Origin of the sequence: Streptomyces sp. NPDC057474, from assembly GCF_042802555.1 — a bacterium.
Lineage (GTDB): Bacteria > Actinomycetota > Actinomycetes > Streptomycetales > Streptomycetaceae > Streptomyces.
Map to the genome: position 1 here is coordinate 77,078 of NZ_JBHVDX010000004.1, position 13,461 is coordinate 90,538.

General features: G+C 72.4%; 13 protein-coding genes. 7 read left to right on the forward strand and 6 right to left on the reverse strand.

Annotated features, from left to right (window positions below; genetic code table 11):
- The first annotated feature begins 4 nt into the window (after positions 1 to 4).
- Positions 5 to 961 (forward strand): hypothetical protein, encoded by a 957-nt coding sequence (locus ACFU53_RS01985; RefSeq protein WP_383984968.1) that lies wholly within the window; start codon positions 5 to 7, stop codon positions 959 to 961.
- A gap of 79 nt (positions 962 to 1,040) precedes the next feature.
- On the opposite strand, the gene ACFU53_RS01990 is transcribed toward ACFU53_RS01985, so the two are convergent.
- On the reverse strand, positions 1,041 to 2,549 hold the full coding sequence (locus tag ACFU53_RS01990) for an amidase (RefSeq protein WP_383984971.1): 1,509 nt from the start codon (positions 2,547 to 2,549) through the stop codon (positions 1,041 to 1,043).
- A complete protein-coding gene (locus ACFU53_RS01995; RefSeq protein ID WP_383984974.1) occupies positions 2,546 to 3,877 on the reverse strand; it encodes an Nramp family divalent metal transporter in 1,332 nt (443 codons plus the stop codon). The genes ACFU53_RS01990 and ACFU53_RS01995 overlap by 4 nt, the downstream gene beginning before the upstream one ends.
- A 229-nt stretch (positions 3,878 to 4,106) precedes the next feature.
- Here ACFU53_RS01995 and ACFU53_RS02000 point away from each other — a divergent pair, with 229 nt between their 5' ends.
- A complete protein-coding gene (locus tag ACFU53_RS02000; RefSeq protein WP_383984977.1) occupies positions 4,107 to 5,111 on the forward strand; it encodes an Lrp/AsnC family transcriptional regulator in 1,005 nt (334 codons plus the stop codon).
- Positions 5,112 to 5,305: 194 nt separating this feature from the next.
- Here the strand turns inward: ACFU53_RS02000 and ACFU53_RS02005 are convergent, their stop codons facing one another.
- Positions 5,306 to 6,085, reverse strand: coding sequence for a DeoR/GlpR family DNA-binding transcription regulator (locus tag ACFU53_RS02005; RefSeq protein WP_383984980.1), 780 nt, complete (start codon positions 6,083 to 6,085; stop codon positions 5,306 to 5,308).
- 90 nt (positions 6,086 to 6,175) lie between these two features.
- On the opposite strand from ACFU53_RS02005, the gene ACFU53_RS02010 reads away from it, so the two are divergent.
- The 3 genes from ACFU53_RS02010 to ACFU53_RS02020 all read left to right on the forward strand — a co-directional run bounded on the left by ACFU53_RS02010 (position 6,176) and on the right by ACFU53_RS02020 (position 8,868).
- The gene (locus ACFU53_RS02010; RefSeq protein ID WP_383984983.1) at positions 6,176 to 7,066 is read left to right on the forward strand and encodes an SIS domain-containing protein; all 891 of its coding nucleotides are present in this window, start codon (positions 6,176 to 6,178) and stop codon (positions 7,064 to 7,066) included.
- 13 nt (positions 7,067 to 7,079) lie between these two features.
- The gene (locus tag ACFU53_RS02015) at positions 7,080 to 7,949 is read left to right on the forward strand and encodes a ketose-bisphosphate aldolase (protein WP_383984985.1); all 870 of its coding nucleotides are present in this window, start codon (positions 7,080 to 7,082) and stop codon (positions 7,947 to 7,949) included.
- A gap of 121 nt (positions 7,950 to 8,070) precedes the next feature.
- Positions 8,071 to 8,868: a helix-turn-helix domain-containing protein gene (locus ACFU53_RS02020; protein WP_383984988.1), complete on the forward strand. Its 798-nt coding sequence runs from the start codon at positions 8,071 to 8,073 to the stop codon at positions 8,866 to 8,868.
- Here ACFU53_RS02020 and ACFU53_RS02025 read toward each other — a convergent pair.
- A complete protein-coding gene (locus ACFU53_RS02025; RefSeq protein ID WP_383984991.1) occupies positions 8,855 to 10,015 on the reverse strand; it encodes a methyltransferase in 1,161 nt (386 codons plus the stop codon). The genes ACFU53_RS02020 and ACFU53_RS02025 overlap by 14 nt on opposite strands.
- Positions 10,016 to 10,085: 70 nt before the next feature.
- Between ACFU53_RS02025 and ACFU53_RS02030 the strand changes: the two genes are divergently transcribed.
- Positions 10,086 to 10,742, forward strand: a complete 657-nt coding sequence (locus ACFU53_RS02030; RefSeq protein ID WP_383984994.1) for an alpha-ketoglutarate-dependent dioxygenase AlkB family protein — start codon at positions 10,086 to 10,088, stop codon at positions 10,740 to 10,742.
- A 51-nt stretch (positions 10,743 to 10,793) separates the two neighbouring features.
- The gene (locus ACFU53_RS02035; RefSeq protein WP_383984997.1) at positions 10,794 to 12,041 is read left to right on the forward strand and encodes an ROK family protein; all 1,248 of its coding nucleotides are present in this window, start codon (positions 10,794 to 10,796) and stop codon (positions 12,039 to 12,041) included.
- A 6-nt stretch (positions 12,042 to 12,047) separates the two neighbouring features.
- Here the strand turns inward: ACFU53_RS02035 and ACFU53_RS02040 are convergent, their stop codons facing one another.
- Together ACFU53_RS02040 and ACFU53_RS02045 are read right to left on the reverse strand one after the other, a co-directional pair.
- The gene (locus ACFU53_RS02040; RefSeq protein WP_383985051.1) at positions 12,048 to 12,437 is read right to left on the reverse strand and encodes a GtrA family protein; all 390 of its coding nucleotides are present in this window, start codon (positions 12,435 to 12,437) and stop codon (positions 12,048 to 12,050) included.
- Between the two features lie 44 nt (positions 12,438 to 12,481).
- Positions 12,482 to 13,459, reverse strand: a complete 978-nt coding sequence (locus ACFU53_RS02045; protein ID WP_383985000.1) for a glycosyltransferase family 2 protein — start codon at positions 13,457 to 13,459, stop codon at positions 12,482 to 12,484.
- Between the last annotated feature and the right edge of the window lie 2 nt (positions 13,460 to 13,461).

A 13,461-nucleotide genomic window follows, 5' to 3' on the forward strand; every position in this document is an offset into this window, starting at 1 on the left:
GGCCATGAACACCGGACTGAGGATCACCGCGTTCGCCGCCGCTCTGGCCGCGACGTTCGGCACCGCCTACGGCGTGGGCAAGGGCGTCGAACCCGTCGTCTCGGGCGCCGCGGAGAGCGCGCCGGCGCGCCACGACAGCCACCGCGAGGAGTCCCCGGATCCCGGAGAGGGCGAGGGCGGGCACGTATCGGCCCCGGCCGGCGGACTGCAGATCTCCGAGGGCGGCTACACGCTCGATCTCCGGACCCCGGACGTCACCGCCGGGCAGCGCACCGACCTGCGGTTCGTCATCCGGGACGAGGACGGCAGCGCCGTCACCGCGTTCCAGCGCGAGCACGACAAGGAACTCCACCTCATCGTCGCCTCACGCGACCTGGTCACCTACCGCCACCTGCACCCCGCCCGTGCGGCCGACGGCACCTGGAGCGCCCGCCTCGACCTGCCCAGGGCGGGCGGCTACCGCGTCTTCGCCGACTTCACCCCGGCCGGGAAGGACGCCGAGAACCTCACGCTCGGTGCCGACCTCGCGGCCTCGGGCACCTACAGGCCGGAGAAGCTCCCGGCGCCGAGCGACACCGCCGAGGTCAACGGCTACGAGGTCGAGCTGGACGGCGGACTGCGCCCGGGCGCAGGCAGCGAACTCGAGCTGAAGGTCTCCCGCGACGGCAGGCCCGTCACCGACCTCCAGCCCTACCTCGGCGCGTACGGCCACCTGGTGGCCCTCCGCTCCGGCGACCTCGCCTACCTGCACGTGCACCCCAACGGCGAGCCCGGCGACGGAAAGACCCGACCCGGCCCCGGCATCTCCTTCACGGCCACCGCGCCCAGCGACGGTGCCTACCGCCTGTTCCTCGACTTCAAGCACGAGGGCAAGGTCCACACGGCGGCGTTCACGGTCCGCACGGGCGGCGCGGCCACACCGCAGGAGCCGCACGAGACCGCGCCCGGCCATGGCCACTGACCAGCGGCGATACGGTGCCTCGCGCCCCGTAGGAGGCGCGGGGAACTGCGCGACCGGCCCCCACAGGCCCGCAGATTCATCACCGCGCCCCCAGCGGAGCGTTCACCACCGGAGGCCGACGTTCCCCGACCCGCGTCGCCCGTTCGAAGGCGTGCCCGGCCTTCAGGACCGACCAGTCCCGCCGGTGCGGGCCCACGATCTGCAGCCCGACCGGCAGGCCCTCCGGGGTGAACCCGGCCGGGACGGACAGGGCCGGGCAGCCCGTGACGGAGATCAGGTACGCCGAGCGCATCCAGTCGAGATAGGTCTCCATCGGGGTGCCGTCGACGACCGTCGGGTACGCCAGTTCGATGTCGAAGGGTGCGACCTGGCTGACCGGCAGCAACAGCAGGTCGTACCGTCCGAAGAACTCGCGGACCCGGTGGAAGAGCGCGCCGTGCAGCGCCTGCGCGCGCCCCAGGTCGGGGCCGCCGAGCCTGCGGCCCTCCTCGATGTTCCAGATCACGTCCGGGGCCAGCCGGTCGCGGTGCTCGTCCAGCAGCGGCCCGTAGGAGAGCTCCACCTGCCAGGCGCGCTGGGCGAGGAACACCTCGTCCGCACCAGTGAGGTCGGGGCAGGCCTCCTCGACGTCGCAGCCCAGCGCGGAGAACACCTCGGCCGCCGGGCGCAGCGCCTCCCGTACCTCCGGGTCGACGGGCACCCGCCCGCCGAGATCGGGTGACCAGGCGACGCGCAACCCCCGTAGGTTGCCGTCGAGTTGCCAGGCGAAGGTGGAGCCGGGCGTCTGCAGGGAGCGCGGGTCACGGGGGTCCGGACCGGCCAGCACGGACAGGGTCAGGGCGACATCCGCCACCGTCCGGGCCATCGGCCCCTTCACCGACAGCTGGCCCCAGGGCGCTTTGTCGGGCCAGGACGGCACCCGTCCGGGCGACGGGCGCAGCCCGACGACGTTGTTGAAGGAGGCGGGATTGCGCAGCGAGCCGCCGGTGTCGCTGCCGTCGGCGATGGGCTGCATCCCGCAGGCGAGGGCCGCTCCCGCCCCGCCGCTGCTGCCGCCCGCGCTGCGGGAGAGGTCGTACGGGTTGCGGGTGGCCCCGAAGACGGGGTTGACGGTGTGCGAACCCAGACCGAGTTCGGGGACGTTGGTCTTGCCGAGGGTGATCGCCCCCGCCTTCCGCAGCCGCTCGACGACCAGGTGGTCACGGTCGGGCACCCGGTCGGCGAAGATCGGCGAACCGGACGTCGTCCGGATGCCCGCCGTGTCGTGCAGGTCCTTGTGCGCCACGGGCAGCCCGTGCAGCGGGCCGACCGGCTCCCCGGCCGCCATCCGGTCGTCCGCCTCGGTCGCCTGCTCCAGCGCCCGGTCGGCCACCAGCGTCACGATCGCGTTCACCGCCGGATTGACCTGTTCGATCCGTTCCAGGTGGGCGGTCACCACCTCCCGCGCGGACACCTCGCGGCGCGCCAGCGCGACGGAGAGTTCGTACGCGGTCCGGAAGCACAGGTCGTCCGTCGGGTCCGCGTCGCCCGTCGGGTTCACGGGGTACTGCGCGGGGTGGTCGACGAGGTGGTTCACGAGGTGGTTCACGCCCCTCCCAGGGAGTCCTTGAGCTGGACGGCCGCGAGCACTCCGAAGAGCACGAAGGAGCCGCCCAGCAGTACGTTCGAGGTGCTTCCGTTACGCAGCGCCGGCTCCACGCTCCGGCGGTTGAGCAGCACCAGCAGCGCGCCGGCGAGCAGCGGCAGGATCAGCGAGCCGACGGCGGCGTAGGTGAGGACGAGGGACACCGGCCGTCCGAGGAAGGTGACGGCGACCGCGGTGACGGCGCAGTAGAGGACGAACAGGCGGAAGGGGCGGCCGTTCTGCGCGATGTGGGGCTCCGCCTCCGCGTCCGGGATGCCGCGCAGCGTCCGTAGCGAGTCGGCGAGCATGTAGCACAGGCCGTTGAAGCCGCCGACGAGCGCGCTCATCGTCACCAGGAAGAACGTCCCCAGGAACAGCACCCGCGCCACCGACCCCAGATCGGCGCCGAGCGGATCGGCGAGCGCGGCCAGCCCGTCGCTGCCGGTGATGCTCCCGCCCGTGCCGTACAGCAGCCCCGTGCCCACCACCGTCGTGCAGAGCACGAACAGCAGGGTGACGCCGTAACTCACCGCCGAGTCCGCCCGAACGATCCGCAGCCGGCTCCGGTCCGCCCAGCCCTTCTCCCGCACCCAGTAGCTGTACGAGGCGATCCCGGCCGTGCCGCCCACCCCGCCGACCAGCGCCAGCACCGTCACCACATCCCCCTCCGGCAGCCGCGGGCGCAGCGTTCCGAGCAGGCCGGGCAGATCGTCCGCTGTGGCGAGCGTGGCCACCGCCAGAACGGCCATGCCGAGGAACTTGGCGAGCATGAAGACGCTCATCACCCGCTCGAACACCGCGTACCGCCCGACGTACACGATCGCGGCCGCCGCCAGCGCGATCACCACGCCGACGGGCCTGACCGGCAGCACCGGGAACAGCGTGGACAGCGCCAGGGACGCCACCGAGCTGAGCGCCGCCCCGTAGAGCAGGCCGATCACCAGGACGAAGAGCATGAACGCCGCCGGGAGCCAGCGGGCGGCCGACTTCAGGCTCGCGATCACGGTCTGCCCGGTGGCCAGGTACAGGCGGCCCACCGCCTCGGTGAGCGCGTACTTGAGGACGACACCGATGACGATCGCCCACATCAGCGCCATCCCGTACCCGGCGGCGCCCGCGAGCGACGTCACCATGTCGCCCGCGCCCACGCTCGCGGCGGCCAGCACCAGACCGGGACCCAGAAGTGCCCACCGGCCGCGCCGGGTGCCGGCGGGCCGGGGGCGCGTCGGCGCAGTGGAGTCGGCGGCGGGGGAACGTGGGGGACTGCCGGGAGTCACGGTCACGTCAACCATCTCCGTACATCGGGGAGTTACGGGAGTCATGGGTTCGTGCGGCTCGTGCGGGCCGAGAGGGACGGTGGGCCGAAGGGGGACGGTGGGCCGAGGGGACGATGAACGCGCCCGCACGGCGGGGAGACCGTGCGGGACCATGCGATTCCACTTCACGGCAGGCTGGGCCACGGCGACGGAAGGGAACAAGAACCCCTGCGGAGCTGACGGAATCCGCCATAGGCTGGGGCCGATGGACGCACCGCAGACCGGCCCCGTGACGGATTCACTGGACCGGCGCATCATCAGCGCGCTGCAGATCGACGGCCGGGCCGCCTGGCACCGCATCGCGGCGGCCCTCGGCGAGCCCGAACGCACCGTCGTCCGCCGGGGCACCCGGCTGCTGGAGTCCGGCCTGGTGCGGATCGGGGCGATGGCGATGCGCGGCCGCAGTGTGGTGGTCGGCGTCCGCTGCGCCCCCGGCCGGGCCCGGGTCACCGCCACCGCGCTGGCCCGCCGGCCCGACTGCGTCTTCGTCCACGTTCTCACCGGCACCCCGGACTGCGTCGCGGAACTGCGCTGGCCTCGCGAACGGCTGGCCGGCCTGGTGCTGGACGAATTCGCCGGCCTGCCGGGCGTGGTGGAGACCCGCACCCTTCCGGTGCTGCGCCATGTCCGCACGATCCGCGAGTGGCACGCGGGCCTGCTCACCGAGGCCGAGATCGCCGCGCTGAAGGCCGAGGACCCCTCCGACACCGCGTCGCCGCCGATCACCGATCCACTGCCGGCCGACGGGACATCACCCGAACTCTCCCGCGCCGACCGGCTGTTGCTGCACACCCTCGCCGAGGACGGGCGCCGCACGTACGACGAACTCGCGCGCGTCTCGGGCGTGTCGGAGGCCACCGCGAGACGCCGCCTCGGCGCGTTACGGCGCGAGGGCAAGGTCCGCATCCGCGCCGTGATCGAACCCGCGGTGCTCGGGCTGCCGGTCGAGGCCGTCCTCTGGGCCCGCACTCCGCCGGCCAAGGTCGACTCCGTGACAACGGCCCTCGCCGAGTCCGCCCACGTCCGTTACACCAGCTTCGTCACCGGCGAACGCCAACTCCTCATCCTCACCGCGTTCCCCGACGAAGCCGCCCTCCACGACTTCGTCACCCGTTCCCCCTGGCTCCGCGAGGTGGCGTCGATCGACGTCTCCCTCGTCCTCACCACCCTCAAGCGCGGCGGCATGCTGGCCCCTTGGCTGCGGGACTGAACCAGGACCCGCGCGCTCCCGTCCGGGCCGTGCCGGATGGGCCACGCGCTCCTCCCGGCTGCCGGGAGGGCAGTCGCCAGGCGCGCGAAACGCGTCAAGCCCGCTGCCGCAAGGTAAGCAGGAATCTCCCGGCTTCAGCCGGGAGAGCACTTCAACCCTCGGCGTGACGCGCCCGATCGGCCCGCTACGTCGCCTCACACCGTGACGACCCGTACCCCGGCCTCCTCGAAGAGCCGTACCGTCTCCGGTGCCGCGGCCGAGTCCGTGACCAGTGTGTCCACCGACTCGGTCGCGCAGATCCGGGCGAAGGCCCGCCGCCCCAGCTTGCCGGAGTCGGCCGCGACCACGACCCGCTCGGCACGCTCGCACAACAGCCGGTTGACGGCGGCCTCCGCCTCGTCGTGAGCGGCGGCGCCGTGGATGACGTCCAGGGCGACCACGCCGAGGACGGCCACGTCCATGGTGATCCGGTCGAGCACGCCGTCGGCGAGCGGGCCGACGAGTTCGTACGACTGGGCGCGGGCCACACCGCCCGTCACCACGATCTTGAACTGGGGCCGCACGGCCAGCTCGCCCGCGATGTTGAGCGCGTTCGTGACGACGGTCAGCGCGGGCGCGCCGGACGCCAGATCACCCCGCAGGGCCAGGGCCCGCGCCACCTCGGTGGTGGTCGTGCCGCCGGTCAGCCCCACGGCCTCGCCGGGCGCGACGAGATCCGCCACCGCCTTCGCGATGCGCTGCTTCTCGGTGGCGCGACGGGCCGTCTTGTAGCGGAGCGGCAGCTCGTGGGAGACACCGTGCACGACCGCTCCGCCCCGCGTGCGGACGAGCATCTGCTGCTCCGCGAGCTGGTCGAAGTCGCGCCGGATCGTCGCGGCGGACACGCCCAGCTCGACGGCCACCTCCTCGACGTCCAGCCGCCCCCGCTCCACGAGCAGTTCGAGCAGCGTCTGCCAACGGGCGTCGCGGGACATGTGCCCTCCACTTGCTTGAAGATGCTCGAAAGTTGACTATATCTTGCAGAAACAAGCATGAGACTTGCGTCTCCAGGGGAAGGTGTCCGCATGACCCACGTCGAGGACGAGCTGAACACCCAGCCCGAGTGCTGGACCCGCGTCGCCGCCGAGGCAGCGCAACACGCCGACGCCCTGCCGGCGCAGGGGGAGCGGGTGGCATTCGTCGGCTGCGGGACGTCGTACTTCATGGCACAGGCCGCCGCCGCGCTGCGCGAGCGGGCCGGCCAGGGGGAGACGGACGCCTTCGCGGCCTCGGAGTTCCCCCACCGGCGGGCCTACGACCGCGTCGTCGCCCTCACCCGCTCCGGCACCACCACCGAGGTGCTGGGACTGTTGGGCGCGCTGCGGGGGCACACGCGTACGACGGCGATCACCGCTGACCCGGACACCCCCGTGATGGCGGCCGCGAACGACGTCGTCGTGCTGGACTTCGCCGACGAGAAGTCGGTCGTCCAGACCCGTTTCGCCACCACCGCGCTCACCCTCCTCCGCGCCCGTCTCGGCCTGCACACCGAGGCTGCCGTCGCCGACGCGCGCACCGCGCTGGAGGAGCCGTTGCCCGAAGGGCTCGTCGGCAGCGACCAGTTCACCTTCCTCGGCCGGGGCTGGACCGTGGGCCTCGCGAACGAGGCCGCGCTCAAGATGCGCGAGGCCGCGCTGGCGTGGAGCGAGGCGTACCCGGCGATGGAGTACCGGCACGGCCCGATCAGCGTCACCACCCGGGGCACGGCGACCTGGATGCTCGGCGAGGCGCCCCAGGGGCTGGCCGCACAGGTGCGGGAGACAGGCGGGGTGTGGGTGGCCCGCGGGCTCGATCCGCTCGCCGAACTGGTCCGCGCCCAGCGGCTCGCCGTCGCCGTGGCCGCCGCCCGCGGCCTCGACCCCGACCGGCCGCGCCACCTCACGCGCTCGGTCGTCCTCGACTCCAACGACCGCTGAACCAGGAGGAGCCGTGCCCCTCACGACGACCGGTGAACTGATCACCGGGGCCGCCGCACACTCCGCGGTGGCCGCCTTCAATGTCATCACCCTGGAGCACGTCGAGGCGGTCGTCGCGGGAGCCGAGTCCGCCGCCGCGCCGGTCGTCCTCCAGGTCAGCGAGAACGCGGTCAGGTTCCACGACGGGGACCTGATCCCGCTGGCCCGCGCCGCGTCCGCCGCCGCCGAGCGGGCCGCCGTGCCCGTCGCGCTCCACCTCGACCACATCCAGAGCGACGACCTGCTGCGCCGGGCCGTCGACGCCGGTTTCGGTTCCGTGATGTACGACGCCTCGCGCCTGCCCTACCTGGACAACCTCGCCGCGACCCACGCCGCCGTCGAGTGGGCGCATGGCCAAGGGCTGTGGATCGAGGCGGAGTTGGGGCAGGTAGGAGGCAAGAACGGCGCAGCGCCGCTCGACGCGCACGCGCCCGGCGCCCGTACCGACCCCGACGAGGCGCGGGCCTTCGTGGCCGATTCGGGCGTGGACGCCCTCGCCGTCGCCATCGGCAGCTCACACGCCATGACCACCCGGACCGCCGCCCTCGACCACGCTCTCCTCGAACGGCTGGCCGGCGCCCTGGACGTCCCCCTCGTCCTGCACGGTTCCTCCGGCGTTCCGGACGACGAACTGCGGACGGCGGTCGCGGGAGGCATCGCCAAGGTCAACATCGGCACCGCGCTCAACATCGCCCTGACCGGCGCGATCCGGGACTTCCTCACCGACCGCCCCGAGGTGGTGGACCCGCGCAAGTACCTCACGGCGGGCCGCGCGGCAATGGCGGAGACGGTGGCCCGGCTCATCGGCGTCCTGCGGACGGAAGCCGTCCTTCCGCCCGGGTAGGCCGCCCGTACGAGTCCGTGCGACCGTCCGTACGGGTCCGTCCCGCGTGGGAATGTGACCGTCTTGCGAAGCGCGGCGTCCGGGACCCGAGTGTGACGCCCGTCACTGATATTTTCCGGTCATGCGGGAGACGGAGATCCACCTCGGTGAGCCGCCGTTCGTCGCCCTCATCGGTGTCGGCGTACACGGCGTCGCGAGCCGCACGGACGTGTTCCGACTGCCGGAGCTGTGGCAGCTCCACCTCTACCAGTACGAGGCCGAACTGACCGTCGACGGCACGGCCCACACCATCCGCCCCGGCCGGGTCAGTCTCGTACCGCCCGGCACCACGGTCCGCTACCGCTACCAGGGCCGCTCCGAACACCTCTTCGCCCATCTGCGCATCGCCCCGGCCGGGCCGCCCCGCACGGTTCCGGTCGTGCAGGACGCCGGCCCCGAACTCCCCACGCTCACCGGCCTGTTGCTCCAGGCGGTGGCCGCCGCCCCGAGCGAGCCCGACCGCACCCGGGCCGAGATCTGGACCACCCTGTGGCGCGTCGCCCATCTGACCCCGCCCGACGCGGCGGACCCCGGCCCGCACCCGGCGGTCACCACCGCCATCGCCCACATCGAGGCGCACCTCGCCGCCCCGCTCACCATCCCGGAGGTGGCCCGCGTGGCCGGCGTCTCCCACAACCATCTGACCCGGCTGTTCCACACCGAGACGGGCGGCACGGTAGTCGCCTACATCCGCCGCCGCAGACTCGAACGCGCCCACCACCTGCTCCGCGCCACGACCCTCTCCATCCCCGCCGTGGCCGCCTCCGTAGGTATCCCCGACCTCCAGGCCTTCAACAAGGCCTGCCGTCGAGAGCTGGGCGCCTCACCGCGAGCCCTGAGAGGGGGCGACCTTCCCGGCAGGGCTGCTAACTCCGCCTGACCGCTCGCAGCACCACGAACTTGGCGTCGCTCGCGACGAGTTCACTGTTGCCGAAGATCCGTCGCAGCGTCACGTGATAGCCCAGATGGCGGTTCCCGACCACCCACAGCTCACCGCCCGGCCGCAGCGCCCGCCGTGCCCCGGTGAACATCCGCCGGGCGGTGGCGTCGGTCGTCGCCTGGTGGGAGTGGAACGGCGGGTTGTTGAGGACGAGATCCACACTCCCCGGCGCGAACGCCTCCAGCCCGTCGCCGACCCGGAACTCGGCCTTGCCGTCGACGTCCGGCCGGTTCGTCCGGTACGTCGCCTCCGCCGAGGCCACCGCCTGGTACGACTCGTCCACGAACACCACCTCGGCGTCCGGATCGGCCAGGGCGACCGCCGTACCGACCACACCGTTGCCGCACCCCAGATCGACGACCCGCCCGCCACGAGGGTCCTTCGGCAGATGACGCAGGAAGAACCGGGTGCCGATGTCGAGCCGGTCGGCGCAGAACACGCCCGCGTGGTTGACGACGGTCCGCCCGGCCAACAGGCCGATGTCATCCGGCAGTTGATAGGTGTACGGCCATGGATTGTTGCCCCGAGCCTCGAGGATCCTCGCATCCGGGGTGCAGAAGATCAGCCGCGCTTTCTGCTGGGCGAGCGAGGTGCGGGTCGGGCCGAGGACGCGCTCGAAGAGCAGAAGCGTGGAGGTGTGGATCTCCTTGACCATCCCGGTGCCGATCACGACCGTGTCCTGGTGCACGGCGGGTGCGAGCCGGTGCAGCTGGTCCTCCAGGAGCGCGAGGCTCTTGGGGACCCGGACGAGGAGCACGTCGACGCGGTCCGGGGGTGTGTCCCGGGTGGTGAGCAGCCGTACGGTGTCCGCCTCGACGCCGCCCCGCTCCAGGTTCGCCCCTGTCGCCTCCCGGCTCAGGAACGAGTCGGTGATCTGCGTCGGCCGATGCCCGGCCAGCGCGGTGGTCAGCGCGCCCCAGCGGTCCCCGACGACCACGACCGTCCCGTCCAACGGCGTCCCACTCTCCGCGAGGTGGCGCAGCAGATACGCGTCGGACGCGTCCCAGGCGCGCAGCTGGTCACGGGGGTCCTCGGGAAAGCGGGCCAGGGCGTACTCGCCCCAGGGCGCGGTCATACGGTCGCTCATCGTGTGCCCAGGCTAACCGAGCACCGGCTCAGGCCCCGTCACCGAGCGGCCGTGCGGGATGATGGCTCCCATGGACGCCGAGCTGTTCCCCCGCGGCCGTGCGGAGATCGCGCCCGGGGCGGTCCACGTCCCGGACTGGCTGGACACGGCACACCAGCGACGGCTCCTGGACGCCTGCCGGGAGTGGGCCCGTCCGCCCGCCGGGCTCCGCACGGTCCGTACCCCGGGCGGCGGCACGATGACGGCCCGGCAGGTCTGCCTCGGCCGGCACTGGTACCCGTACGCGTACGCCCGCACGGTCGTCGACGGCGACGGCACGCCCGTGAAGCCGTTCCCGGACTGGCTGGGTGAGCTGGGCCGGCGCGCGGTCGCGGACGCCCTCGGAGTGGAGGAGGCGACGGCCGCGTACGACATCGCCCTGATCAACTTCTACGACGGCGACGCCCGCATGGGCATGCACCGCGACGGCGACGAGAAGTCGGACGCGCCGGTGGTGTCGCTGAGCCTCGGCGACACCTGTGTCTTCCGCTTCGGCAACACGGAGACACGGGCGCGGCCGTACACGGACGTGGAGCTGCGCAGCGGTGATCTCTTCGTCTTCGGTGGTGCGGCACGGCAGGCGTACCACGGGGTGCCTCGGGTGTCCGCGGGAACCGCGCCGCCCGGGCTGGGGCTGACCGGACGGCTGAACGTCACCCTGCGGGTCAGCGGGTTCGTCGACGGCTGACGCCTGCCGGGCGGGGTTCGATGCCGAGCGGATCATGGGAGACTCCCCTTCATGGACGGGAAGGCGGCCCCCAAGGCGGCGGGCGAAGGGACACCGACGACGACACGCACTCGGCTGGACCGGGGGAGGGGCGCGCTCGGTCCGGCGCTGGAACTCGTGCACACCGGCCGGGCGCCGACCCGGGCTGTGCTCACCGCCGAACTGGGTGTCACCCGGGCCACGGCCGGCGCCGTCGCCGCCGAGCTGGAGGCGCTGGGGCTGATCCGGGTCGACGCGCACCCGGGCGCCGCCGCCGGTTCGCAGGGCCGGCCCTCGCACCGCCTCGAAGTCGCCGAGGAGGGGCCCGTCGCGCTCGCCGCCCAGGTGCACGCCGACGGCTGGCGGGCCGCGCTGGTCGGGCTCGGGGGGCGGATCGTCGCCACCGCGCCCGGCTGCGAGACCGTGGACGCCGACCCGGCGAAGGTGCTCGGCTCGGTCGTCGATGCGGGCTCCGAGCTGCTGCGCGAAACCGGGCGGCGGTGTGTGGGCGCGGGCCTCGCCGTACCGTCCGCGGTCGCCGAACCGGCGGGGCTGGCGCTGAACCCGCTGCACCTGGCCTGGCCGGCCGGGGCGCCCGTCCGGGAGATCTTCGCCGAGCGGGTCCGCGCGGCCGGCATCGAGGGGCCCGCGTTCGCGGCCAACGACGTGAACCTCGCCGCTCTCGCCGAACACCGGCACGGCGCCGGGCGTGGCTCCCGGGATCTGCTGTGCGTGGCGACCGGGCACCGTGGCGTCGGCGGTGCGCTGGTCCTCGACGGCCGTCTGCACACGGGCAGTTCGGGTCTCGCCCTCGAAGTCGGCCACCTCGCCGTCAACCCCGAGGGCCGCCCCTGCCACTGCGGCGGCCGCGGCTGCCTCGACGTCGAGGCCGACCCGCGGGCCTTCCTCACCGCGGTCGGCCGTGACCCCGGACCCGAGGTCTCACTGCTCCAGCAGGCCAACGAGCTGATCCGCACCCAGTACGCCGACCCGGGCGTCCGCACGGCCGCCGAGGCCATCATCGACCGCCTCGGCCTCGGGCTCGCGGGCCTGGTCAACATCCTCAACCCCGACCGCATCATCCTCGGCGGCATGCACCGCGCCCTCCTCGACGCCGACCCCGACCGGCTGCGTGCCGTCGTCGCCGACCGCAGCCTGTGGGGCAGGCAGAGCGGGGTCCCCCCGATCCTGGCCTGCACGCTGGACCACAACAGTCTGGTGGGGGCGGCCGAGTTGGCGTGGCAGCCGGTGCTCGACGACCCGCTGGGCGCGCTGGTCTGACGACCTTCACCCGGGCCGGGAACCCCGCAGCATGATCATGCGGGAGACCACGAACGTCACCGGAATCGCCGCGCCCGACGCGAGCAAGGGAGCGAACCGGTTGCCCGCGTGCAGGACGTCCACGATCACATACACACCCGCCGTGGTGATCAGGAAATTGGTGGCATTGGTCAGCGGGAACAACAGGAATTTACGCCAGGTCGGACGGGTGCGGTAAGTGAATCTCGCGTTCAGGAAAAAGGAACCCGTCATGCTCAGGGCAAAAGCGAGAATGTGCGCGGCGAGATAAGGAAGCCAATTGAGGAACAACAGGTAAAGGCCGTAATAGGTCGCGGTGTTGACCACCCCGACCAGGGCGAAGGTGATGATCTGTCCAGATATGTGGCGCTCCGGCATCGGGCGGGCCTCGGGGAGCGTCTCCGTACGCGTCGCCGTCCGCATCAGCGAATGAGGTCCTTCGTCGTGCCGCACGCCGCGTGCCCCTCCGTCTGCTCCACATTGGTCGCCTTCACCAGGAAGTGCGGGCGCCCCTTCACCTCGTAGTAGATCCGGCCGGTGTACTCCCCGATCACCCCGAGCATGATCATCTGTACGCCGGCGAGGGCGGTGACGGCCATGACGATGGTGACATAGCCCGGTGTCTCCACGCCGTTGACGAGTGCGGCGCCCACGATCCACGCCGTGTAGAGCCCCGCGCACACCAGCAGGCACAGGCCGAGGTAGAGGGCGGCCCGCAGCGGCCGGTTGTTGAACGAGAGGAGCCCGTCGAGTCCGTAGTTGAGCAGTGACCGGAAACTCCAGGAGCTGCGGCCGTGCTCGCGCACCGCGTTCTCGTACTCGAAGGTCGTGCCCGGGAAGCCGACCCAGGCGAAGAGGCCCTTGGAGAAGCGGTTGTACTCGGTGAGGTCCAGGACGGCGTCCACCACCCGGCGGGACAGCAGCCGGAAGTCGCCCACGCCGTCGGCGAGTTCCACGTCGACGAGACGGTTGACCAGCCGGTAGTACAGGCGTGCGGTGGCGGTGCGCAGGAGGCCGTCGCCGGTCCTGGTGCGGCGGGCGATGACCTGGTCGTAACCCTGTTCGCGCAGGCCGACCATGCGGCGGATCAGTTCGGGCGGGTGCTGCAGGTCGGCGTCCATGACGATCACGGAGTCGCCCGTGGCGTGCCGCAGACCCGCGAGCAGCGCCGCCTCCTTGCCGAAGTTGCGGCTGAAGGAGACGTACCGGACGCGCGCGTCCAGCTCGGCCAGCTGCTTCAGGACGGCGAGGGTGCGGTCGCGGCTGCCGTCGTCGACGTACACGAACTCCATGTCGTGGCCGAGCGGAAGCAGTTCCTCCGCGACCTTCTGGATCTCTTCGTGGAAGCGCGCGACGACGGCTTCCTCGTTGTAGCAGGGTGCGACGATCGAGATGAGCATGG

Coding starts and splice junctions, on each gene's coding strand:
- ACFU53_RS01995 (WP_383984974.1), bottom strand. CDS start 3,877: ATGGTTGACGTGACCGTGACTCCCGGCAGTCCCCCACGTTCCCCCGCC.
- ACFU53_RS02040 (WP_383985051.1), bottom strand. CDS start 12,437: ATGCCGGAGCGCCACATATCTGGACAGATCATCACCTTCGCCCTGGTC.
- ACFU53_RS01985 (WP_383984968.1), top strand. CDS start 5: ATGAACACCGGACTGAGGATCACCGCGTTCGCCGCCGCTCTGGCCGCG.
- ACFU53_RS02045 (WP_383985000.1), bottom strand. CDS start 13,459: ATGCTCATCTCGATCGTCGCACCCTGCTACAACGAGGAAGCCGTCGTC.
- ACFU53_RS02030 (WP_383984994.1), top strand. CDS start 10,086: ATGGACGCCGAGCTGTTCCCCCGCGGCCGTGCGGAGATCGCGCCCGGG.
- ACFU53_RS02010 (WP_383984983.1), top strand. CDS start 6,176: ATGACCCACGTCGAGGACGAGCTGAACACCCAGCCCGAGTGCTGGACC.
- ACFU53_RS02005 (WP_383984980.1), bottom strand. CDS start 6,085: ATGTCCCGCGACGCCCGTTGGCAGACGCTGCTCGAACTGCTCGTGGAG.
- ACFU53_RS02025 (WP_383984991.1), bottom strand. CDS start 10,015: ATGAGCGACCGTATGACCGCGCCCTGGGGCGAGTACGCCCTGGCCCGC.
- ACFU53_RS02020 (WP_383984988.1), top strand. CDS start 8,071: ATGCGGGAGACGGAGATCCACCTCGGTGAGCCGCCGTTCGTCGCCCTC.
- ACFU53_RS02035 (WP_383984997.1), top strand. CDS start 10,794: ATGGACGGGAAGGCGGCCCCCAAGGCGGCGGGCGAAGGGACACCGACG.
- ACFU53_RS02000 (WP_383984977.1), top strand. CDS start 4,107: ATGGACGCACCGCAGACCGGCCCCGTGACGGATTCACTGGACCGGCGC.